Origin of the sequence: Planomonospora corallina (assembly GCF_042650625.1) — a bacterium.
Lineage (GTDB): Bacteria > Actinomycetota > Actinomycetes > Streptosporangiales > Streptosporangiaceae > Planomonospora_B > Planomonospora_B corallina.
The window spans coordinates 258,049-280,347 of sequence record NZ_JBHSBM010000016.1; the positions used below are offsets into that span (position 1 = coordinate 258,049).

The 22,299-nt window shown below is 73.6% G+C and carries 20 protein-coding genes; 6 read left to right on the forward strand and 14 right to left on the reverse strand.

Annotation, left to right across the window (positions count from 1 at the left end):
- Positions 1–347 precede the first annotated feature (347 nt).
- Positions 348–1,361 (forward strand): hypothetical protein, encoded by a 1,014-nt coding sequence (locus tag ACFOWE_RS12350; protein WP_377287410.1) that lies wholly within the window; start codon positions 348–350, stop codon positions 1,359–1,361.
- 88 nt (positions 1,362–1,449) lie between these two features.
- On the opposite strand, the gene ACFOWE_RS12355 is transcribed toward ACFOWE_RS12350, so the two are convergent.
- The 3 genes from ACFOWE_RS12355 to ACFOWE_RS12365 all read right to left on the reverse strand — a co-directional run bounded on the left by ACFOWE_RS12355 (position 1,450) and on the right by ACFOWE_RS12365 (position 3,889).
- Positions 1,450–1,797: a PRC-barrel domain containing protein gene (locus ACFOWE_RS12355; protein WP_377287411.1), complete on the reverse strand. Its 348-nt coding sequence runs from the start codon at positions 1,795–1,797 to the stop codon at positions 1,450–1,452.
- Positions 1,798–1,963: 166 nt separating this feature from the next.
- Positions 1,964–2,806, reverse strand: a complete 843-nt coding sequence (locus ACFOWE_RS12360; protein WP_377287412.1) for a DUF2382 domain-containing protein — start codon at positions 2,804–2,806, stop codon at positions 1,964–1,966.
- A gap of 507 nt (positions 2,807–3,313) precedes the next feature.
- Positions 3,314–3,889, reverse strand: coding sequence for a TetR/AcrR family transcriptional regulator (locus ACFOWE_RS12365; protein ID WP_377287413.1), 576 nt, complete (start codon positions 3,887–3,889; stop codon positions 3,314–3,316).
- A gap of 154 nt (positions 3,890–4,043) precedes the next feature.
- On the opposite strand from ACFOWE_RS12365, the gene ACFOWE_RS12370 reads away from it, so the two are divergent.
- Positions 4,044–5,030 carry an SDR family NAD(P)-dependent oxidoreductase gene (locus ACFOWE_RS12370; RefSeq protein WP_377287414.1) on the forward strand — a complete coding sequence of 329 codons (987 nt, stop codon included), beginning with the start codon at positions 4,044–4,046 and terminating at the stop codon, positions 5,028–5,030.
- On the opposite strand, the gene ACFOWE_RS12375 is transcribed toward ACFOWE_RS12370, so the two are convergent.
- Together ACFOWE_RS12375 and ACFOWE_RS12380 are read right to left on the reverse strand one after the other, a co-directional pair.
- Positions 4,946–5,233: a hypothetical protein gene (locus ACFOWE_RS12375; RefSeq protein ID WP_377287415.1), complete on the reverse strand. Its 288-nt coding sequence runs from the start codon at positions 5,231–5,233 to the stop codon at positions 4,946–4,948. The two genes, ACFOWE_RS12370 and ACFOWE_RS12375, sit on opposite strands and share 85 nt — an antisense overlap.
- A 96-nt stretch (positions 5,234–5,329) precedes the next feature.
- The gene (locus ACFOWE_RS12380; RefSeq protein ID WP_377287416.1) at positions 5,330–5,998 is read right to left on the reverse strand and encodes a hypothetical protein; all 669 of its coding nucleotides are present in this window, start codon (positions 5,996–5,998) and stop codon (positions 5,330–5,332) included.
- Between the two features lie 131 nt (positions 5,999–6,129).
- Here ACFOWE_RS12380 and ACFOWE_RS12385 point away from each other — a divergent pair, with 131 nt between their 5' ends.
- Complete coding sequence (locus tag ACFOWE_RS12385; protein ID WP_377287417.1) at positions 6,130–7,005, forward strand: helix-turn-helix transcriptional regulator; 876 nt, start codon at positions 6,130–6,132, stop codon at positions 7,003–7,005.
- Between the two features lie 111 nt (positions 7,006–7,116).
- Here ACFOWE_RS12385 and ACFOWE_RS12390 read toward each other — a convergent pair whose 3' ends face one another.
- Positions 7,117–7,941, reverse strand: coding sequence for a L,D-transpeptidase family protein (locus ACFOWE_RS12390; protein WP_377287418.1), 825 nt, complete (start codon positions 7,939–7,941; stop codon positions 7,117–7,119).
- A gap of 824 nt (positions 7,942–8,765) precedes the next feature.
- Between ACFOWE_RS12390 and ACFOWE_RS12395 the strand changes: the two genes are divergently transcribed.
- Positions 8,766–9,854, forward strand: coding sequence for a DUF305 domain-containing protein (locus ACFOWE_RS12395; protein WP_377287419.1), 1,089 nt, complete (start codon positions 8,766–8,768; stop codon positions 9,852–9,854).
- Between the two features lie 68 nt (positions 9,855–9,922).
- Here the strand turns inward: ACFOWE_RS12395 and ACFOWE_RS12400 are convergent, their stop codons facing one another.
- The 6 genes from ACFOWE_RS12400 to ACFOWE_RS12425 all read right to left on the reverse strand — a co-directional run bounded on the left by ACFOWE_RS12400 (position 9,923) and on the right by ACFOWE_RS12425 (position 16,990).
- Positions 9,923–11,368: an aldehyde dehydrogenase family protein gene (locus ACFOWE_RS12400; protein WP_377287420.1), complete on the reverse strand. Its 1,446-nt coding sequence runs from the start codon at positions 11,366–11,368 to the stop codon at positions 9,923–9,925.
- Positions 11,365–13,314 carry a GMC family oxidoreductase N-terminal domain-containing protein gene (locus ACFOWE_RS12405; protein ID WP_377287421.1) on the reverse strand — a complete coding sequence of 650 codons (1,950 nt, stop codon included), beginning with the start codon at positions 13,312–13,314 and terminating at the stop codon, positions 11,365–11,367. The genes ACFOWE_RS12400 and ACFOWE_RS12405 overlap by 4 nt, the downstream gene beginning before the upstream one ends.
- A 324-nt stretch (positions 13,315–13,638) precedes the next feature.
- A complete protein-coding gene (locus tag ACFOWE_RS12410; protein WP_377287422.1) occupies positions 13,639–14,373 on the reverse strand; it encodes a DUF305 domain-containing protein in 735 nt (244 codons plus the stop codon).
- A gap of 62 nt (positions 14,374–14,435) precedes the next feature.
- On the reverse strand, positions 14,436–14,948 hold the full coding sequence (locus tag ACFOWE_RS12415; RefSeq protein WP_377287423.1) for an NUDIX domain-containing protein: 513 nt from the start codon (positions 14,946–14,948) through the stop codon (positions 14,436–14,438).
- 170 nt (positions 14,949–15,118) lie between these two features.
- Entirely contained in the window at positions 15,119–16,693 is a 1,575-nt protein-coding gene (locus tag ACFOWE_RS12420) for an MDR family MFS transporter (RefSeq protein WP_377287424.1), read from the reverse strand.
- Positions 16,694–16,840: 147 nt separating this feature from the next.
- Positions 16,841–16,990, reverse strand: coding sequence for an Arc family DNA-binding protein (locus ACFOWE_RS12425; protein WP_377287425.1), 150 nt, complete (start codon positions 16,988–16,990; stop codon positions 16,841–16,843).
- A gap of 17 nt (positions 16,991–17,007) precedes the next feature.
- Here ACFOWE_RS12425 and ACFOWE_RS12430 point away from each other — a divergent pair, with 17 nt between their 5' ends.
- Entirely contained in the window at positions 17,008–18,210 is a 1,203-nt protein-coding gene (locus tag ACFOWE_RS12430) for an RNA-guided endonuclease InsQ/TnpB family protein (RefSeq protein WP_377287575.1), read from the forward strand.
- On the opposite strand, the gene ACFOWE_RS12435 is transcribed toward ACFOWE_RS12430, so the two are convergent.
- On the reverse strand, positions 18,198–18,554 hold the full coding sequence (locus ACFOWE_RS12435) for a hypothetical protein (protein WP_377287426.1): 357 nt from the start codon (positions 18,552–18,554) through the stop codon (positions 18,198–18,200). The two genes, ACFOWE_RS12430 and ACFOWE_RS12435, sit on opposite strands and share 13 nt — an antisense overlap.
- Positions 18,555–18,714: 160 nt before the next feature.
- Positions 18,715–20,394, reverse strand: coding sequence for a DEAD/DEAH box helicase (locus ACFOWE_RS12440; protein ID WP_377287427.1), 1,680 nt, complete (start codon positions 20,392–20,394; stop codon positions 18,715–18,717).
- A 339-nt stretch (positions 20,395–20,733) separates the two neighbouring features.
- Here ACFOWE_RS12440 and ACFOWE_RS12445 point away from each other — a divergent pair, with 339 nt between their 5' ends.
- The gene (locus ACFOWE_RS12445; RefSeq protein WP_377287428.1) at positions 20,734–22,197 is read left to right on the forward strand and encodes a M20/M25/M40 family metallo-hydrolase; all 1,464 of its coding nucleotides are present in this window, start codon (positions 20,734–20,736) and stop codon (positions 22,195–22,197) included.
- Positions 22,198–22,299 lie beyond the last annotated feature (102 nt).

Sequence of the window (22,299 nt, forward strand, 5' to 3'; positions counted from 1 at the left end):
GTCGGCCGGGCCGACGGCGGGACGGGCGTGCCCTGGGCCGCGCTCGGCGGGGCCGTGGTGGTCGCCGCGTTCGCCGGCATGGGACGGGGCCTTCGCCGGCGCCGCAGGAGCTGAGGCTCCGCCCGGGGACGCCCGTGCCCGGGCGGCCTGTGCCCGGGTCTTCCGGGATCAGGAGGTGGGCCATGCCGGTCCTTCCGGTCCGGGTGGCCCGTGCCCGGGCCGCCCGGTGAGGGAGTTCTCCGCCCGTTCCGGTGTCCGCCACCCGGTGCCGATGCGGTGCCGTGCCCGGTTCCGCCTGACGCCGGTGCGCCGCGGTTCTGTCGGTGGAGTGCGGCAGGGTGCGGGTTATGACCCATTTTGTCTACCGCAGCCACTATGAGGGCCCGCTCGGCAAGCACGTCCGCCGGCTGCCCGACGCCACGGTGCTCGACTGGTTCCGCCGGGCGTGGAGCACCGTGGCGGGCGGTGCCGCGCCGGACGTCGGCGCCTGGCTGGAGGCCGAGCTCGGGGTGGGCGTCTACGGCCTCTCCTCGATCTTCGAAGCGGCCCGCGGGCACCGGCTGCCGGCCCCGGAGTCGTGGCGCGAGCTCGCCGGCCTGCTGCGCGAGCACCTGTACTACGAGGGCGAGGTGCGCACCGACGAGCACAGCGTGCGGGTGCGCACCGACGACGACGAGGTCGAGCTGTGCTACTTCTTCTTCGACGACGCCCTCGTGGAGCTGTGCCCGGACCGGGTGGCCTACCTGCTGCACGGCGCCTGGCCTCTGCCGGACGACACCGGGTCCGGCGGCGCCCGGCCCGGTGGAGGCGGATCCGGCGGCGGACCCGGTGGTGAGTCCGGTGACGGGGTGACGCACGCGGTCCTGCTGACCTTCCACGACGGCGAGGGCATCTGCCGGCGGCCGCCGTTCTCCTTCCCCGGCGTCCGGCTCCCGGAACTGGCCGCGCGGCTGCGCGGCCCGGTCCGCCGCCGGGAGGAGTGGCCGGACGAGCTGCTCGTCCTGCGGGCGCTGGTGGCCCCGGACGAGGAGGACCTCGGCCCGGCGCTGGGCCGCTGCAACCACTGGCCGTCCTTCGAGGAGCAGGTCCCGCCGGAGCTGCTCGGCGAGCACGCGGCGGCCCACGCGTTCGCGCTCGGCCGGCTGGGCGGGGACGTGCGGCCGGAGGACCGCGACCCGGCCAGGACGCTGCTGGAGTGCGGCGCCCACCTGGCCCAGATGGCGATCCACCAGGACCACTTCTTCGGGTACCGGCAGTGGTTCCTCTTCGACGACGTGTGGGCCCGTCGCCACGAGGACCTCGCCCGGTCCCTGCTGCGCTACGCCACCGACTGGGACCCCTTCGGCCCGGGCGGGCGCTGACGGGCGGCCCGGCCGCCGCTCCCGCGCTCCGCCCGTGCTCAATGCCCGCCCGTGCTCAATGCCCGCCCGTGCCCGCGCTCGCCCGTGCTCAGGAGGCCGGGAGGCCCCGGTAGTAGTCGCTCAGCCGCCGGTGGAGGGAGCCGGCCGCCTCGTCGGGCTCGGGGGAGGCCTTGATCTCCTCCTTGGTGCGGGAGACGTAGACCTTGCGGTCCCCGGGGTCGATCCGGGTGACGACTCCGGCGGGGATCATCAGCTTGCGCTCGAAGATCCAGGGGCCCGCGTCGACGACGACGTAGCTGTCGCCGGCCACGGTGCTCTCCTCCTCGACCACGCCGACCTTCCCGTCCGGGGTCTCCACCTCGAAACCGATGAGGTCCAGCGACCGGTCACCGCCGTAGACGTCCGGACGGTAGTTCCACAGGCTCTCAATGGTCATGATCATCCTCTTCTCCGCAAAGGGGTGCGCCCGTCGTCTACCCGGACGGGTCCGCGTCGAACGGGCCGCGGGGAGGACGTCCGGGGAGGGCCTCCGGGGAGGACGCGCACGGGAAGGCGCGCGCCCCGCCGGCCGGAACCGGCGGGACGCGCGCCCGGTGGGAACGTCAGAAGGTACGGCCGGAGCCGTCGACGTCACCGTCGACGTCGATGCGCTCCTTGCGGACCTGGCCGGAGACGGTCTCGGCGTCGGTGACCCGCTGCTTGTCCAGGCGCACCCGCTCGACCGGGACGGCCTGCTTGTCCACCACCGGCCGCTCCTCGTGCAGGGTGACCTCGTGCTCGCTCTCCCGGAGGTCGGGCCCGGCCAGCGCCTCGTCCCGGTTCGCGTCGGTGATCGGCTCCCGCTCGACGCGGACCTCCTCGCGGGTGACCGGCACGCTGACCTGCTGCTCCTCGGTGACCACGTGCTTGCGCAGCCGTGCCCGGCCCGTCTCGTGCTCCTCGGTGCCGACGGTCAGCTGCTCCTCCGACCGGGTCATCGCGTCGTCGCGGCCCGGCCGCGCGGTGCCGTCCGCACGGCCGGACCACGTGGTGTCGTCCGTACGGCCCAGCCGCTCGCGCTCGCGCTCACCCCCGCTGTGCGCCCAGCCGCTCGCGTCGGGCCGGTTGGCCTCCTGCCAGGAGGTGTCCCAGTCCAGCTTGTAGTGGCGGTAGAGCTCGCGCTCCCCCTCGGCCGGCAGGTGGCCGTCGTCGTCGAGGTCGACGTCGGGGGCCTCCTTGACCTGGTGCTTGGCGTAGCCGACCTCGACGTGGTCGGCTACCAGGTCGGCGCTGCCGGTCGGGACGAAGCGCTCCCGCATGCCGAGCAGGCCGCTCTTGACGCACAGCCACTTGGGCCGTCCGGTGGCATCGTCGAGGTAGACGTGCTTGACCTCGCCGATCTTCTCGCCGCTGATGTCGTAGACATCCCGGTCGAGTACGGTACGGACCTGATCCTGCGTGATCATATCGTTCCTTCCTCTTCGATCCTTTGGTTACGAATCGATAACCACGGATCTAGGGAGGAAACCCGCCGGACCGAAATCGGCCCGGGTCGCGATGATGACCGGGGAGGGTGGGATACGGCCGCCCAGGACCAGTTCGGGCGCGGAAACCGCACGCCTGCCCGCCGGATCGCGGGGTGCGGCCGTCCGGTCCGCGGATCCGCCCGCGACCTGCGGTTCCTTCCGCGTTTCTTACTTTCCGGCGAAAGCAGGCTTACCGGTGCGGTTGCGCCCACGGAAGCACCTCTCTGTGTCGAACCGCGGGTGCCGGCTCGGGGAGGCGCATGATGCTCATGCGGGTTCCTCCGGTTTGCGGGCTATGCCCTCCAAGACATGGCGCCGCCGGGGTCTCTGGCGGAGAGCCGGCAGGCGTGGGTGACGGGACCACCGCCCCAGGCGAACCCTGCTGGAGCCGCACTCGGCCACGTCGCCGCTGAGCCGGCGCGAACGTCTGGTGCAGCGGCTCCCGGCTCAGGCGCGCGGGCCGGCGCCGTGCAGCAGGGTGTCGATGATGCGGGCGGCGAGGGTGTCCGGGTCGGCGCCGTCCGCGTTGCCGTGCAGGGATTCACCGATGAGCGCGTAGTAGACCCGCCGCACCCAGTCGAGGTCGGCCGCCTGGTCGATGAGCTTGTCGTCCTGGGCCCGCTTCAGTACGGCGGTGCAGCTGCGGGCGATGTCCTGGTGGAGAACGGCGGCCTCGCTGCCGGGGTCCGCCGGCAGCCCCAGCGCGAACGCCCAGGCGCTCTTGACCTCGAGCACGTTGGCGGTGATCCGGTGCATCGCCACCAGTGGCGGCGCGGTGTCCGGCCGGCCGTCGTCGACCGCCCGGGCGAGCTGGCGGGCCGCGGACGAGGCCAGCGCCTCGATCAGTGCCTGCCGGCTGGCGAACCGCCGGTGAATGGTCGTGCGGGCCACTCCCGCGGCTGCGGCGATCTGCTCCATGGAGGCGCCGGGTTCCTGAGCGAGCACCCGCTCGGCCGCCTCCAGGATCGCGCGCACGCTGCGCTCCGCGTCCGCCCGCAACGATCGTGCTGCCGTCTCACCCATCACGCCTCCTGTTCGACCACTTGTCCAGCAACACACTACATCGCTGACGCTGTCTAACCATTAACTGCGTCATGTCTGTTGCAGTTAGTGGGATTACTGGTACGTTGTACTTCCAGTTACCGCCGGCTTGAGTGTCACGACCAAGGAGAGCCACATGCACGACACCGCCCTCATCACCGGAGCGTCGTCCGGCCTCGGCGCGGAATTCGCCGCCCAGCTCGCCGCCCAGGGCCACGACGTGATCTTGGTGGCGCGATCCGGCGACCGGCTTGCCGCCCTCGCCCAGCGCCTGACCGCCGAGCACGGCGTCCGCACCCATGTCCTGGCCCAGGACCTCGCCGAGCCGGACGCCGCCCGCCGCATCGCCGACCAGCTGACCACCCGCGGTCTGAACGTCGACCTCCTGGTCAACAACGCCGGCTTCGGCACCTGCGGACGCTTCGAGGAGATCCCCGCAGCCCGCGACCACGACCAGCTGATGGTCAACGTCGTCGCACTCGTCGACCTCACCCACGAGGTGCTGCCCGGCATGCTCGAGCGCGGCCGCGGCGCGATCGTCAACGTCGCCTCCAACGCCGCCTTCCAGCCCTCCCCGTACTTCGCCGTCTACGGCGCGGCCAAGACCTTCGTGCTGAACTTCGGCCTCGCCCTGCGACAGGAGTACCGCCGGCGCGGCATCCGCGTGCTCACCCTGTGCCCCGGCCCGGTCGAGACCGCCTTCTTCGACACCATCGGCACCCGCAACGCGGCCGTCACCGGCTCCATGACCACCCCGGAGCCCGTCGTCCGCGCCGCCCTGCGCGCGCTGGAGCGAGACCGCGGCTACGTCGCCCCCGGATTCAGCAACGCCCTCACCGCGCACCTGACCCCCCGCCGCCCCCGGACCCTGGTCGCCGCCATCGCCGAACGCATCACCCGCAAGGTCCTCACCCCCCCCGGCCACCGCCCCCTCGACCGTGGCGGAGCACGCCGGATGAACTCCTCCGCGCCGCCTCCCTCGGCGCCGGACTCCGGGATCGCCATGGTGCGCCCCTGGCCTGCACCGCCGCGGCGGGATCAGCCGGTCACGGAGACGGTCCAGGTCCTCTGGCAGCTGGAGGCGGAGACGCCGCTGTCGCGGCCCTTGACGTTCCAGCGGTAGCCGCCGTTGGTGCGCATGACGGTGTAGGCGCGCCCCCGGAAACCGCCGCGGAAGTCCACCTGGTCACCACCCGCGGCACTGGTCTGCAGGACGATGAACGTGTCGAAGGCGCGGTCGGTCCGGTGCCAGTCGAAGTAGGCCCGGTTCCCCTCCGACCAGGCGGCCACCACCAGGTTGCCGCCGCTCTTGGGAGACCCGGCCATCTGGCCGCGGGCGAACGTCTGGCGGCGGCCACCGGGGGCGTGCCGGAAGGCCGGGGCGAGCGCACGCCTGATGCCACAGGCCGGTGACCACAGGCTTCACAGGTAGCTGACGCCGGTCAGTTCCTCGGCCGCCGCCCAGAGCCGCTTGCCGACGGCCGGATCGGCCGCCTCCCGGCTGGGCCGGGCCTCGGTGACCGGCCCCCGCGTCTCCCAGAGTCTGGACGGCCCGAAGAACCGGCCGCCCCGCAGGCCGGGCTCGGTCGCGGCGCGCAACTGCGGCAGCGCGCCCTGCTCCACCGGCTGGGTGACCAGCAGGCCGAGCCGCGCGATCAGCCGCCCGAACCGGCCACGGTGCTCCCAGGCGCGTGGAGTCAGGTTGGTGCGGGTGAGACCGGGGTGGGCCAGCGTGCTGACGATCGGCGATCCGGCGGCGCGCAGGCGGCGGTCCAGCTCGATGCCGAAGATCGTGGTGGCGAGCTTGGACCGGCCGTAGGCGGGAGCGGCCCGGTAGCCACGCTCGAACATCAGGTCGTCGAAGTCGAGGCGCGCGTTCTTGTGGGTGATCGAGCTGAGACTGACCACCCGGGACCGCCTCGCCGCGGCCAGCGTGCCGAGCAGCAGGCCGGTCAGCGCGAAGTGGCCCAGCATGTTGATGGCGAGCTGCAGCTCGAAACCGTCGGCGGAGGTGCGGCGCGGGCCGAGCAGCGCGACGCCGGCGATCCGGCCGTGCTGGTCGGGGATGCGGTCGGCGGTCCATCCGGTCATCTGCTGCTCCTTCGGGTATCGGTACGGTGGACCGACGACGCTAGGCGCAACGCGGGCCGGTTCGATCGTTCTCGGCCGCCTAGGTCTGCGGGACCTACCATGGGCGCCCGGTGGGGCGGCACACTTGCCGCATGAGCAATCCGTACGCTCGTGAGCTCGGAGATTTCCTGCGGGCCCGGCGCGGCAGGCTGCGTCCGCGCGACGTCGGCCTGGAACCGGGCGGCCGGCGCAAGGTCACCGGGCTGCGGCGCGAGGAGCTGGCCTTGCTGGCCGGGCTGAGCACCGACTACTACCAGCGGATGGAGCAGGGCCGGGAGGTGCGCCCGTCCGACGGTGTCCTGGACGCGCTCGCCGGGGCGCTCGGCCTCGACGACGAGGAACGCCGGCACCTGTTCACCCTGGCCCACGCCGCCCGTCGGCCGATGCGCCCCCGGGTGGACCGGGGTCCGGAGAGAGTGCCGGACCGTACGCGGCGGCTGCTGCGGGTGATGGACACCCCGGCGGTCGTGCTCGGCCGGCACCTCGACCTGCTCGCCTGGAACCCGATGGCGGAGGCGCTGCTCGGCGCCCCGGACGCTCACCCGCCCCACCGGCTCAACATGCTCCTGCTGATGTTCGACGACACGCTGACCGGCGAGCGGAGCTGCCCGGACTGGGAACGGCAGGCCCTGGACTACATCGGCATGATGCGCGCCGCCGTCGCCGCCGACCCCACCCATCCGCGCGCCACCGCGATCGTCGGTGAGCTGAGCATCCGCAGCGCCGAGTTCCGGCGGCTGTGGGCCCGGCACGACGTACGCGCGTCGGTCAGCGGCACCAAGACCTTCCGGGTCCCCGAGGCCGGTGACATCGTCCTGGACTGGGACACCTATCCGCTGCCCGGCGACCCCGGCCCGGTCATGCTGGTCTTCACCGCCGAGCCGGGCAGCGCCGACGCGGACCGGCTGCAGCTCCTGGCGTCATTGCACGCGACCCGCGCGGCGCTCACCGGCGAGCACTCCTCCTAGGCCGGTCGTAGCCGGCCTTCCGGCCTTCCCGGGGCTGTCAGGGGCGCTCGGGGAGGACGGGAGGCGTCCCCGGCACGGGCCCGACGGCGCCGTCATGGCCGGCGGGGCCGCTCAGTACACCTGCACGACGTCGCCGTGGTCCAGCCAGCCGCTCCGCCACAGCGAGTCCATCGCGGCCGGGCTCACCCGGACGCACCCGTGCGACGCCGGACGGGGCGGGACCGATCCGTAGCCGTGCACCGCGATCCCACCGTTGAAATAGGCGGGACGGTAGAGGTCGCCCGTCGGCCCGGAATCCCAGCCGTCGACCCGGCGGTGGACCCGGTACACGCCCGGAGGCGTCACCGCCTCCTCGCGCACGCCGTCCACCCGGTAGGGCGCGCCGGAGCCGGTGGAGGTGTTGAGGATCCTCTTCACCTGCCCGTCCTCCACCAGCATCAGCAGCTGCCGGTCCAGGGAGACCTCGACCCGGCGGCCGTGCGCACCGCGGGCGTCCGGCCGTGCCCCCCGCTCCAGCGCATCCCAGGTGCCGGGGCCGACCACCCCGTCACGGCCCAGGCCCGCCGCCTTCTGCAGCGCGTGGACGGCCTGGACGGTGAGCGGGCCGAACCGTCCGTCGGCGGCGCCGAGCCAGTAGCCGAGCCGTGCCAGGCGCGACTGCAGGGTGTCCACCCACCGCCCGGAGTCGCCCGGCCGCAGCGTGGGCCGCCGCAGGACCTCCGCGGACGGGCGGGACGCCGGAACGTCCTGGAACGACAGGGCCGCCGGTGGGGGAGGGCCCTGGGACGACAGGGCATCCGGTGGGGGAGGCGCGCCGGAGGGCTCCGGGGCGGCGGACCCCCGCGGCGCGTCCGCCGCCGCTCCCGGTACGGCGCCGCCGCACGCTCCCAGACCCGTCAGTGCGGCGATGGCCACCGTCCGTGCCGTCCGTCCCATGCCGGCCCCCGTCCCTTCACCGGATCTCTCCGCCCCCCGCGAGCGGTCCCCACCTTCGATGGTCCACCACCGTGCCGTGCGCCGTCGGAGCCGGGGTCCAGGGGGGCGCGCGGGCGGCCGCGGGCGGAGCGGCACGGCCGGGTCCCCGCAGGCCGGGATGGATCCCGGGCGGCGGCGGAACCACCGGCCGGGCCGGTCATCGGGGACGATCCCGGGGTGCGCCGCGGACCCGTCCGCAGTCCCGCCTTTTACGCTTCCGTGGACCCTCCGGTCAGCCTTCGCTCGTGATCACGTCATGGCTCCGTCAGCTGTTCTCGTGATCTCGTGTCGCGCTTGAGTGCGGAACGCGGTTCCACCACGATCACGCGTGACGGTACGACACCCGGCCGCCCACCAGGGCGGACGAGGACGAACGGCAGGTGAGGACGCGCGGTCACCGGCGGGCGCGCGTCCGGCCGTACCGGTTCTTCGCGCGCGGACGCGGGGCGGCTCGGCCGGCCGCCCGGTCCGCGGACGCGGAGCACGGCGATGGCCACGGCGATGGCCGCGGTCATCCCTGCTCCGCACGTCGTCGCCGTCACCGACGGGCTCTCCCGGTGCCTCGCGGACCGTGCCGACGGACCGTGCCGAGTGCCTCACGCCGCCGCGGCGGTGCGGCGCGGGCGTACGGCGGGCGCCGCGGTGAGCCCACGCCCTGCCGACCACCCGTTCAGCTGACTTCAGAAGAGGTATCCGTCCATATGCGCCCGACCGTTCTCCGCGCACGCCTGGCTCTTTCCCGCACACGGCTGGCTCTATCCCGCGTGCGCCCGACTCTTTCCGGCGTGCGCCTGACTCCTCTGCGCCGCAACGTCGCCATCGCCTCGGCCGTCGCCGTCGGGGCGGTCGGCATTCCCGTCACGATCGCCTGGAGCACCTCTCCCGGCAGCCCCACCGCGGTCATGTGGACCGCGCCCAACGCCGCCGCCGCGCCCGGCGCGGCCGTGGCGCCCCGCCACGGACGCCACGACGACGACGGCGGCGGCCTGCAACCGTTCCCGACCCCGCCGGTGGCCTACGAGTTCGGGGAGAGCCTGGCCGAGCTGGAGGGCGAGGAACTGGAGATCGCGGCCCTCGCGCAGATGATCCCGCACCACCGCGCCGGGGTGGAGATGTCCCGGCTGGAGGTCCAGCGCGGCGTCGACCCGCAGATCCGCACGCACGCCGAGAACATCGTCGCCTTCCAGGGCTTCCAGACCCAGCAGCTCACCCGCTGGCTGCGCGAGTGGTACGGGCTCACCCCGGAGGAGGCCGTGCGGCGCCTGCCCCGCGAGCTCCGCCAGGAGATCGAGGAGGCGGAGGAGCACCTGGAGGAGATGCTCGACGATCTGCGGTCGACTCCCTCCGGCCGCCGCTTCGACGTGCGGTTCGTCCGCTGGATGATCCCGCACCACGTCTGGGGCATCGTGACGTTCATCGAGGCCTCGGCCCGTGGCGTCCACCCCGAACTGCGGGTGGCGGCCTCCACGGTGGACAACCTCCAGCAGGTGCAGCTCATCGACATGCGGACCTGGCTGTCCTTCCAGGACGGCGACGGCCACGATGACGACCACGGTCACGGCCGCCACGACCGTGACAAGGACGACAAGGACGACAAGGACGACGACGTCGCCGGCGTCGCCGGTGCCGACTTCGACGACGATGACGACGACCGCCGCGGCCGCCACGGCCGTCACGACCACGACGATGACGACGATGACGACGACGTGAGCGGCGTGGGCGGCGCGGGCGACGACGATGACGACGACCGCCGCGGCCGCGGCAAGAACCGCGGCCACGATGACGAGGACGACGAGGACGACGAGGACGACGAGGACGACGAGGACGACGAGGACGACGAGGACGGCCGGAAGAGGCGCAACGGCCGCCACTAGGGAGCGTCCTCCGGGGGCCGCCGCCCGGCGGTCCCCGGCCCCGCTCCTCCGCCGGAACCCGGCCGGGACTACAGCTGGAGCGAGGTGACGGCCGTGAACTCCTCGATGCCGAGCGGGCCCAGCTCCCGGCCGTACCCGCTCTGCCCGAAGCCGCCGAACGGCGCGGTGGGGTTGAACGGGCCGCCGTTCACGCTGACCTGGCCGGTGCGCATCCTCCGGGCGAAGGCGATCGCGCGCTCGCGGTCGCCCGCCCAGACCGCGCCGGACAGCCCGTACGGCGTGCCGTCGGCGACGGCGAGCGCGCCCGCGTCCCCGCCGTCGTAGGGCACGACGGTGAGGACCGGCCCGAAGACCTCCTCCTGCTCGATGCGGGATCCGGCCTCGGCGACCAGCACGGTCGGCTTGACGAAGAAACCGGCCGGCAGGTGCTCGGGCTGCTCCGGCCCGCCGGCGACGAGCCGGGCGCCGTCCGCCAGCGCGCCGGTGATGTGGCCGCGGACGCGCTCCTGCTGCACCCGGCTGACCAGCGGTCCCTGCTGGGTGGCCGGGTCCATCGGGTCGCCGACGGTCGCGAACTGGGCGAAGAGCGCGAGCAGTTCCTCGGCCTCGGCCAGGCGGTCGCGGGGCACCAGCAACCGGGTGGTGGCGCTGCAGGTCTGCCCGCTGTTGATCAGGCAGCCGGTCAGCGAGCCGGCGACGGCGTTGCCGAACTCCTCGGCCGACAGGTCGTCGAGCAGCACGCTCGCCGACTTGCCGCCGAGCTCCAGCGCGGTGCGCTTGGGCGCCCGGGCGGCGAGCTCGGCGACCCGCCGTCCGGCCCGGGTCGACCCGGTGAACGACACCATGTCGACCGCCTCGTGCGCCACGATCGCCTCGCCCACCACCGGGCCGGTGCCGGTGACGAGGTTGAAGACGCCGGGCGGCAGTCCCGCGGCGTCGATGACCTCGGCGAGGATGTAGGCGACGCCGGGCACCAGCTCGGACGGTTTGACCACGGTGGTGCACCCGGCGACCAGGGCCGGGGCGACCTTGGCCGCGATCTGGTGGAGGGGGTAGTTCCACGGCGTGATGGCGCCGACGACCCCGACCGGCCGGCGGACCAGCACGGAGTTGCCCGAGCGCCGCTCCCACTCGACCTGCCCGGCCACGTCCTCCATCGAGGCGAAGTCGATGATCGGCAGACCGGCCTGGACCATGACGGCGAGCTGCCAGGGCGCGCCCATCTCCCTGGAGGCCGCCAGGGCGATCTCCTGGGCGCGGGCCTTGAGCCCCTCGGCGATCGCCGCGCACGCCTTGACGCGGTCGGCCAGGGGAGTGGCCTCCCAGCCGGGCAGCGCGCGGGCCGCGGCGCGCGCCGCGGCGTCGACGTCCTCGGCGGTGCCCTCGGGCACCGTGCCGATGACCTCCTCGGTGCAGGGGTTGACGACCGGCAGCGTGCCGGCGCCGGTCGAGGGGATCCACGCGCCGTCGACGTAGACGCGGTCACGGGTGTGGATCGGCTCGGGGATGGTCATCGCGACTCCTCGCTGATGTGCTCGGCGGTACGGTGCGCCAGCGCCATGCAGGTGAGCATCGGGTTCACGCCGGAGGCGCTGGGGAAGGCGCTGGTGTCACCGATCCAGACGCCGGCCACGTCGTGCAGCTCCCCGGTCGGCTTCGCCACGGAGGAGGCCGGGTCGCCTCCCATGCGGGCGGTGCCCATCTGGTGGGCGCTGCCCATGAAGAGCCCGCCCGCGCCGATCGGCATCGACTCCAGCAGGGCGATCCACGCCTCGAGGTCGTCGCCCCTGCGGAAGACGGGCGGGGCGGTGCCGAACCACAGCTCCTCGGCCCCGGCCGCCAGGTGCAGCTCGGCCAGGACGCGCAGGCCCCTGCGGTAGGCGGCGACGTCGCGCTCGTCGGTGAGGGCGTAGGTGTGCACCGCCTCGCCGGCGGCGTCGACCGTGACCCGGCCGCCGCTGCGGTCACGCAGGAGGAACAGGAAGTCGGCCATCCGGCCGAGCTTGCTCATCGCCTCCTTGGCCTGCCGTCCGTCGCGCCGCGCGAGCTGGAAGGCGAAGAGGCCGGGGTAGTAGTGCGAGCCCTCGACGAGCAGGCCGTACCCGTCGCCGAGGTCGGCGAACTCGTCCACGATGGCGGCCTGCGGCGGCCCCCACCAGGCATTCTGGTCCTCGGGGTAGACGCCGAAGACGCCCGCGCTGGGGTGCAGGTGCAGGTGGTGGCCGACCGCGGGCCCGCCGATGCCGGAGCGGAGCAGCAGCGCGGGCGTCTCCAGCGCGCCGCAGGCGACGACGACGTCTTTGGCCCGTACGGTGACCCGCTCCGCCCGCCCGGTGACCGGGTCGGTTCGGACGGCGGTGACACCGGTGGCCCGGCCGCCGGCCACCGTGACCTTCTCGGCCCGGGTGTGGACGAGGATCTTCGCGCCGTGGTCGAACGCGTCGCGCAGGTAGGTGGTGAGCGTGCCGCGCTTGCTCCCGCTCGGGTCGCCGAACTGGGTGTAGCCGGCCGCCACCGGGTCGTAGGACGCCTCGTCGACGTTGCGCACCGCCACGTGCATCGACCAGCCGAGCGCCTTGGCGCCCTCGGCCATGCGCTGGTGCGGGCCGTTGAAGTCGCTGCACCGGTCGTTGGCGCCCATCCGGGCCAGGACCGCCTCCAGGTGGCGGTCGAACTCCGCGGTGTCGAGCCCCTCCAGCCCGTGCTCGCGGGCCCACTCCCGGCGGACCGCCTCCGGCGGCCGTACGCAGTTGTGCCAGTTGATGGTGGTGCCGCCGCCCAGGGTCGCCCCGGCGAGCAGGCCGATGTTGCCGTCGGCGGAGACGGAGAGCCCGCCCCGGTACATCATGGTCCGGCCCGCCTCGAGCTCCAGCTGGCGGTAGTCCCGTTCGCTCGTCGCCCCGCCGGCCTCCAGCACGACCACGTGCCTGCCCCGGGCGGCCAGCACCCCGGCGATCGTGCCGCCGCCGGCTCCGGAGCCGACGACCACGACGTCGGCCTCGATCACCTCGCCGTCGGACGGGACGTACGGGGTGATGTACGGCTCCGCCTGCGGCGGCGTGATCTGCGGGCCGGGGTAGCCGTACTGCGCCCAGAACGGGTTGCGGCCCCCCGCGCCGGGGACGGAGTGGGCGAGCATGCACGCGCCGCCGCGCAGCGTGGCGAGGGCGTCGAGCGCCTCGGGCGCCAGCGCCGAGGCGGTGGCGATCATGCCTTCGCGGGTGGCCCGGCCCTGGTGCTGGAAGCCGAGCATCGCCAGGGCGTCGAGCAGCTGCGCGACGCCGGTCTGGTCCGCCTCGGGCAGGGTCAGCAGATACTGCGCCAGCTCCTCGTCGGCGCCCACCGCGGAGCCGGGGGTCGACCAGAAGCCGTGCGGGTCGTCGGCGACCTCCAGGGCCGGGACGGCGGTGTCCACCAGGGCGCGGAGCACGTCACGCTGGACAGGAGTCAGAGCAGGCACAGGTCCTCCGTCGGGAGAGGGGCGTTCCGCCCAGGAGTGTGACCCCGGTCATATGACCACCTGCACAACCTAGAATCCTGTTCGGTGATGTGCAATACGTGAGGGCGTGAGGATCTCCTGCGGCCGTGCGCCCGGCGGACCGGTCGTCCCGGAGGCAGGTGCGCCGCCCGATGGACCGGCCGTCCCCGAGGCCGGCGTGCCGGGCACCGGCGAGCGGGCGGAGCGGGCGCCGGCACGCGGCCCGACCCGGGCCCGACCCGGGCCCGGCACGCGGGTGGACCGGGCCGCGGCGGGCAGGCCGGGCCGCGGCGGGCGCGGTGCGGATCAGAGGCGGTCGAGGATCTTCCGCATCCGCTCGGTCTCCGACCGCAGAGTGGTCTCGACGTTCTCGGCGAGCTCCCGGGCCCCGGGATGGAGCCCTCCCTCCAGCTCCGTCTCCGCCGTCCTGAGCGCTTCCTCGTGGCGGGTGACCATGATCTGCGAGAACGTCCGGTCGAACTCGGCGTCCTCGGCCGTCTGGAGTCTGCCCAGCGGGCTCTGGGCCGCCATGCCGGGTATCTCCTGCCCGGTCCCCATGGGCTCGGTGGGCTTGCCCCACGCCGTCAGCCAGCCGGTCATGGCGGCGATCTGCGGGGCCCGGGTGCTCCTGATCTCCGCCGCGAGCTCCTTGACCTCGGGGTCGGAGGCGCGGGTCCCGGCGAGCCCGGCCAGCGTCACGGCCAGCTCGTGGTGCTGGATCATCCTCTGCGCGAACGCCACGTCGACGTCGTTGAAGTCGGTCACCTGCTCCGTGCCCGGGGGCGGTGCGGCGGTGGTGCCGGCCGTCGTGGTGCCGCCCGTCGTGGCGCCCGGGGTGGCCGCCGGGTCCCCGCCGCCCCCGCAGGCGGCGAGCAGGGCCAGGGCGCAGGCGCCCGCCGCGCCGGCCAGGGCGAGCGCGCGGGCGGCGGATCGTTCGGTGGACATGTCGGCGGCTCTCTTCTCCGGATCGTCCTTCTCCGGATCGTCGCGCGGGGTGGCCGGCCACCCCGCGGGCACGCCCCACGGGCCGGTCCGCTCCACCCTCGTGGATCCTCCGCGGGTCCTCCGGCGCGCCGATGACCGGTCATGCCTGTACGGCCATCCTACGGACGGTCGCGACCCTGTCCGCGGCCCGCGCCGAAGTACGCCGCCATGACCCGCGTGTGCAGCGGGAACGCCAGCTCCCGCGGCCCGTCGGCCACCAGCCACTCCGTCGTCTCGGCCGTGGGCGCGACCGGCGGGAGGTCCGCCGAGGACAGGCGCGGCCCCAGGCCGAAGACCAGCACGGTGCCGTCGGGTGCGCTGAGCACGTCGAACAGCCGGACGTCGCCGGCGTCGACGGTGACGCCGGTCTCCTCCCGGAGTTCCCGGACCGCCGCCTGCTGCCAGGACTCGCCCAGGTCGATGAAGCCCCCGGGCAGGGCGAGCTCCCCGCGGCGCGGCTCGACGCCGCGGCGGACCACCAGCAGGCCCCCGTCCACCGGCAGCACCATCACCGCGACCGGCAGCGGGTTGAGGTAGCTCGTGTTCCCGCAGCCGGCGCAGGTCCGGGGCCACGCCTGGTCCGGCGCGTAGGCCGTGCCGCAGAAGGAGCAGTGCGAGTTCCTGGTCGTCACGGGCGGGAGACTAGCAACCCCGGACGCCGACAGGGCGGCCGCGGCGCGGCCGCCCTGTCGGGGGTGGGGTGGGCGCGTGTCCAGCCCGGCGGGGACGCCCCCGGTGGAGCGCCCCGGCGGGTGCGCCCCTGGTGGAGCGCCGCCGGCGGGTGCGCCGGCGGGGTGCGCCGTCAGTGGGCGGCCGCGCGCTCCTGCGCCAGCCGTTGCTCACCGGAGAGCGTGTTGAGCGGCTTCTCCTTGATGAACAGCACCGCCACCAGCGCGAGCACGGTCAGCGGCACACCGATGAGGAACAGCTCGGCGGTGGCCGTGGCGTACACGTCCTGGACGACGGCGACCACGGGCGCGGGCAGCTCGGAGATGTCCGGGACGGCGTGGGCGTCCCCGCCCGGGGCGGCTCCGGCCATCGGGCCGAGCTTCTCCGTCATCAGCGAGGTGATCCGGTTGGCGAGCACCGCGCCGAGGGCGCTGACGCCGACCGCGCCGCCCATGCTCCGGAAGAAGGTGAGCGCCGAGGTGGTGACGCCCAGGTCGTGCGCGGGCACGTCGTTCTGCGCGGCGAGCACGAGGTTCTGCATGAGCATGCCGACGCCGGCGCCGAGCACCGCCATGTAGGACAGGAGCAGCGGCGTGGGGGTCTGGCCGTCGATCGTGGACAGCAGTCCCATCCCGGCGAGCATGACGGTGCCGCCGGCCACCAGGAAGCCCTTCCACCGGCCCCACTTGGTGATGAGCTGCCCGGCGACGGTGGAGGAGACCAGCAGGCCGAAGACCATCGGCAGGCTCATCAGGCCCGCCACCGTCGGCGACTTGCCGAGGGCGATCTGGAAGTACTGCGACAGGAACACCGTGCCGCCGAACATCGCCACGCCGACCAGCACGCTGGCGATGGTCGCCAGGGTGACGGTGCGGTTCTTGAACAGGTAGAGCGGGATGATCGGCTCGGCGGCCCGGGCCTCCACCCAGAGCGCCAGCGCCAGCACGACCAGGCCGCCGCCGACCAGGCCGGCCGTCCACCAGGACGCCCACTCGAACTGGTTGCCCGCCAGCGACGACCACACCAGGATCGTGGAGACGCCCAGCGTGATCAGGAAGGCGCCCAGGTAGTCGACCTTGACCTCCTTGCGCTCCACCGGGAGGTCGAGCGTGCGCTGGAGGAGGACGATGGACAGGATCGTGAACGGCACGCCGATCAGGAAGCACCAGCGCCAGCCGAGCCAGGAGGTGTCGACGAGCACGCCGCCGATGAGCGGCCCGGCGACGGTGCCGACGCCGAACACGGCGCCGAAGACGCCGGCGTAGCGGCCGAGCTCGCGCGGCGGGATCATGGCCGCCATCACGACCATGGACAGCGCGGTCATGCCGCCCGCGCCGACGCCCTGCACCACGCGGCTGACGATCAGGATCTCCACGTTCGGGGTGAGTCCCGCGATCAGCGAGCCCACCACGAACAGCACCAGCGAGAGCTGGATCAGCAGCTTCTTGCTGTAGAGGTCGGCCATCTTGCCCCAGAGCGGCACGGTGGCCGTCATGGCCAGCAGCTCGGCGGTGACGATCCAGGTGTAGACGGTCTGGTTGCCGTGCAGGTCGGTGATGATGCGCGGCAGGGCGTTGGCCACGACCGTCGAGGCGAGGATGGACACGAACATCCCCACCATCAGGCCGGACAGGGCCTGCAGGACCTTCTTGCGGGAGGTCGGCGGGGGTGCGGAGATGGACTCGGGCGGGGAGTTGGTGGCGGTCATTCTTCCTCGGGTCTCTGACGGGGACGGCATGCGGCGGCCCGGCTGCTACGGAGCTCTACGGGGGGACGCCGGGCGGTTCAACGATCGGGCCGGGCAAGAAATTTCACACCATGCACGTTTTTTCGGCTCAGTGAGCCAAGTCACAGATCAGGCCGGTCCGGCGTCGTCACCGGTCGCGTCGAGGGCGGTCTCCAGCAGGTGCAGGATCTCGGAGTTGATCGACCGGCGGTCCTTGGCCGCCTGTGCGGCGATCCGGTCGTGGAGGTCGTCGGGAAGACGGAGCGAGAAACGAATCATGGCGTTATCATGGCATCATTACGACGCTACGGGACGCTGGGAAGACCGGGCACGCCCGCTACACCTACCGGCTCCGCCCGTCGTCTACCGCACGCGCGGCGCTGCTGGCCGAATGGGACCGCTGCCGCTGGGTGTGGAACCAGTGCGTCGCCACCTCCCGCGCCGCCCACACAGCCCGCCAGGAATGCGGCCCGGTCCGGCTCGACAAGATGCTGACCGGCTGGCGCGGCGACCACGACTGGCTGCGCGCGGGGGCGTCCGTCCCCCAGCAGCAGACCATCCGCGACTTCGCCAAATCCCGCGCCAAAGCGCTCAAGGACATCACGGCCCGGCTGCCGATGCGGCAGCGCGCCGGGATGCCCCGCTTCAAGAACAAGGACCGGGCCGCGCCCACCCTCAACTACACCCGGCGCGGCTTCCGCCTGGCCGGCGGCCGTCTGCACCTGGCCGGCGGCATCATCCTGACGGTGGTGTGGTCGCGGGACCTGCCCGCCGACCTGTCCTCCGTGCGGGTGTACCGCGACAGCCCCGGCCACTGGTACGTCTCCTTCGTCGTGCCCGCGCGCAGCGAACCGCTGCCGGAGACCGGGCGCGCGATCGGCGTCGACTGGGGCGTCAAGGAGGTCGCGACCACCACCAGCGACGCCCACGACCTGCCCCACCCCCGATGCGGCCGGACGGCCGCCGCGCGCCTGGCGCGCTACCAGAAGATGATGGCCCGACGGAAGCCGTCGAAGGGAAAGCCCGCGTCCAAGGGGTACCGCAAGGCTGCCCGGCTGGCCGCCAGGCTGCACAAGAAGGTCGCCCGGCAGCGGCAGGACACGGCCCGCAAGTGGGCCAAGAAGGTCGTCCGCGACTTCGACGTCCTGGCGGTGGAGGACTTCAAGCCGAAGTTCCTGGCCACGTCGACCATGGCGCGCAAGGCCGCCGACGCGGCGATCGGAGCGACCAAGACCGCGTTGATCGAGATGGCGCGCAAACACCGGCGGGACCTGCACCTGGTGCATCCCGCGCACACCACCATGGACTGCGCGCGGTGCGGAGCGAGAGCCGAGCACGCGCTGCCGCTGTCGGAACGCACCTACACCTGCACCGCGTGCGGAGCCTCGTCCCCCAGGGACAAGAACTCCGCCCGCGTGATGCTCGTCCGGGCTGGTCTGGACCCGGCTGGTGTTGATCGCGGAAGACCTGATGTCCCGCCGGGACGTCAGGCAGCGTGAGCCAGGAATCCCCTCCCTTCAGGGAGGGGAGCAGTCAAGCTGCCGAACGGGGAGTTCGTGCCGAGCGGGCCGGGGGTGAAGGCCTCCGGCAGCCTGCGGCGGAGCCGTACCGAGGGGGAGTCGATGACCCGGGGGCGCCAGGCGAAGGCGCCGTCCGGGCCCGGGGCGAGCGCCAGCCGCATCAGGACGCCGTCGCCGAAGAAGGCGTGCAGGGGATGGGTTCGCTGGTCGGAGGTGCTGATCACCATGTGCCCGGTCAGGCCGGCGGGCCAGGATCCCCGCACCACCCGCAGATCGAGGTCGGGCAGGTCGCCCTTGGTCAGGATGGAGCGCGGGATCGGCACGGCAGCCTCCGAATCGCATTCTGTTCTGACGGCACCGTCAGCGAACCCTTCCGGAGACCCCGCGTCAATGCTTCCGCCCCCAGGCCGCCCCGGCGGCGCACACCCGGTCCGTCGCCCCCCGGCCCGGCCCGGCGTGTCGCCCCGGCCCGGCGTGTGCCGGTCAGCGCGAGGGGCGGCGCTCCCGGCGGACCGTGGCCCTCCTGCCCTTGATCGTGCTCGTGCGCAGGGCCTCGATCACCTCGTCGGCCGCCGGTCCAGGGACCTCCACGAGCGAGAACCGGTCGGCGATCTCGATGGCCCCGATGTCGCGCCCGCTGAGCCGCGACTCCCCGGTGATCGCCCCGACCAGGTCCTGCGGCCGGACGCCGGCGGACCGGCCGACGCCGATGAACAGGCGCGTCATGCCGCCCGCGGGCCCGCGCTCGCGCCGCTCGTCGCGCCTGCCGCCCTCGGGACGCCCCCGCCGCTCCGGCCGGGCCGCCAGCGAGACCTCCGGGATGTCCTGCTCGTCCTCCTCGCCGCCCCCGGTGGCCTCGTGCGCGAGCTTCACCGCGGCGAGCGCCACCTCCATGACGTCGAACTCGTCGGTGAGCGTCTCGACGACGACGCGGAAGCGCTCCAGGTCGTCGGTGAGCAGGCTCTCCTGAAGCGCGGCGCGGGTCAGCTCCAGCCGCCGGGCGTGCAGGTCCGCGACGGTCGGGATCTTCTCCACCGGGATGCGCTGCCCGGTCACCCGCTCGATGGCCTTGAGCATCCGGTGCTCGCGCGGCTCGGCCAAGGTGACGGCCACGCCCTCGCGGCCCGCCCGGCCGACCCGGCCGATCCGGTGCACGTAGGACTCGGGCGCGGACGGCACGTCGTAGTTCACCACGTGGGTGAGCTGCTCGATGTCGAGGCCGCGCGCGGCCACGTCGGTGGCGACGAGCAGGTCCGCGGTGCCGGCCCGGAGGCGGCCCATCACCCGGTCGCGCTGCTCCTGCCCCATGCCGCCGTGCAGCGCCTCGGCCCGGTAGCCCCGGCCGTTGAGGGTCTCGGTGAGCTGGTCGACCTCGTCGCGGGTGCGGCAGAAGACGATGGCGGCCTCGGGCGACTCCACGTCCAGCACGCGCCCGAGCGCCGCGGGCTTGTAGGTGCGGGGGACCACGTAGGCGACCTGGCGCACCAGCGGGGCCTCGCCGGGGGCCGCGGCCGGGCGCCGGATCTCGATCCGGACCGGGTCGTTCAGGTGGCGGCGGACGATCCCGTTGATGCGCGGCGGCATCGTCGCCGAGAACAGGACCGTCTGGCGCTCGTCGGGGGTCTCCTGGAGGATCGCCTCGATGTCCTCGGCGAAGCCCATGTCGAGCATCTCGTCGGCCTCGTCCATGACGACCGTCCGCAGGGCGCTCAGGTCGAGCGTGCCCCGGCGGATGTGGTCGAGGGCGCGGCCGGGCGTCGCGACCACGACGTCGACCCCGCGGGAGAGCTCCCGCAGCTGACGGCCGATCGGCTGCCCGCCGTAGATCGGCAGGACGCGGGTGTCCAGGCCCCGGCCGTAGTGGTGGAATGCCTCCGAGACCTGCATGGCCAGCTCGCGCGTGGGCACCAGGACCAGGGCCCGGGGCTCGGGGCCCGTGCCGTCCGCGGCCATCCGCTGGAGCACCGGGAGCGCGAACGCGGCGGTCTTGCCCGTCCCCGTCGCCGCCTGGCCGAGCAGGTCGCGACCCTGGAGGAGAGGCGGGATCGCCTCGCGCTGGATCGGTGTGGGCTCCTCGTAGCCGAGGCCGGAGAGCGCCTTCAGCAGCTCGGGCCGGAGCTCCAGTTCGGCGAACCCGCTCGGCTCGGTCGTGTTCAGGGTCATGTCGCTTCCTTGTCGCGGGACGGATGCGCGGGACCCGTCTCACCCGCCGCTCCGGTCCCCACGGTGTGATCTGTCATTCTTCCAGTGAGGGAACCGCCGGGCTCACCGGGCGGGGGAGTCGCCCCCCCTTGCCGTGTCCCCTCGTGCCCCGGGAGGGCGCCGGCCAGGGCTCGGCCAAGGTGACTATTCATAACATGACCGCTTTCAGGCTGATCGAACGGCCTGGTAAGTGAAGATCTCCGTATCCGTTCCGGGATCAGGTCTTCCTCCGCCGATCGGTCGGTAAAGCCGCAGAACGGGAGCACCGGCAGCCGGAGGGCGGCCGCCTAGCATGCCGCCATGACGGCTGACGAGGCCCGCGGCCGGGCCGGCGACGGCGCCGGTGGCGACGCCGAGGACGAGAACGTACGGCGGTTCCTGCGCGAGTACCGCGAGGAGTTCCTGCGCGAGCTCGGCGACTGGGTGCGCATCGCCTCGATCTCCTCCGAGCCCGAGCACGGGGCGGACCTGCTGCGCTCGGCCAACTGGCTGACCGGCCGGTTGCGCGAGATCGGCTTCCCCGTCGTGGAGCTGTGGCAGACCGAGGGCGGCATGCCCGCGGTCCACGCGGCCTGGTGCGCCGCGCCGGACGCGCCGACCGTGCTCGTCTACAGCCACCATGACGTGCGCGCCGTGCGCGCGGAGACCTGGGGCGAGTCGCTGCCGTTCGAACCGCAGGTGCGCGACGGCAAGCTGTACGGCCGCGGCGCCTCCGACGCCAAGGGGCAGATCCTGGCCCACCTGTGGGGGCTGCGCGCCCACCTGGCGGCGACCGGCCGCGACGCGCCGCCGGTCAACGTCAAGCTGCTGGTCGAGGGCGAGGAGGAGATCGGCTCCCCGCACCTGACCGCCCTGCTGGAGGACCACCGCGAGGAACTGGCCGCCGACCTGGTGGTGCTCTCCGACACGCTGCTGTGGTCGCTGGAGGCGCCGGCGCTCTGCACCGGGCTGCGCGGCATGCTCAGCGCCAAGCTGCAGGTGTTCGGCCCGTACCGCGACGTGCACAGCGGCGCCGTCTCCGGAGCCGCGCCCAACCCCTGTGCCGAGCTGTGCAAGCTGATGGCGCAGCTCTACGACGAGCAGGGCAGGGTGACGCTGCCCGGCTTCTACGACCGGGTGGCGGAACTGACGGCCGAGGAGCGGGGGCGGATCAACGCCCTGCCCTACAGCGACGCCGACTGGCTGGAGCGCACCGAGACCCGCACGGTCGGCGGCGAGGACGGCTACAGCGTGCTGGAGCGGGTCTGGACCCGCCCCGCGGCGGAGATCCTCGCCTTCATCGGCGGCGACCCCGTGGGCGCCTCCCGCGGCGCGATCCCCTCGGTGGCCTCGGTGGACCTGAACCTGCGCCTGGTTCCGGACCAGAAGGTCGCCGAGGCGGCCGAGCAGCTGAGGACCTGGGTGGCCGAGCGGATCGGCGGCAAGGTCGAGTACCGGCTGGACATCTCGCTGGAGGCGGCGCAGGAGCCGTACCGCACCCCGCCGGACCATCCAGCGGCGGCCGCGCTGGGCCGGGCGATGGAGCGGGGGTTCGGCGCCCCGGTCGCGGGGGAGATGCGCAACGGCGGCGGCGGCCCGGCCCACCTGCTGCACACCGCCCTGGAGGCGCCGGTGGTCTTCTTCGGCACCGGCCTGCCGCAGGACCGCTGGCACGACAGCGACGAGCGGGCCGAGATCGACGCGCTGCTCAAGGGCGCGGCCACGCTCGCCTTCTTCTGGCCGGAGCTCGCGCGGACGCCGGGAGCGCGGGGGTTCCGCGCGTGAGGGCTCCGCTCTCCGATGGCGCTCCGATGGCGCTCCGATGGCGCTCCGATGGCGCTCTGAGAGGCCTCAGGGGCGGCCGGAGGGCCGAGGGCTGCCGAAAGG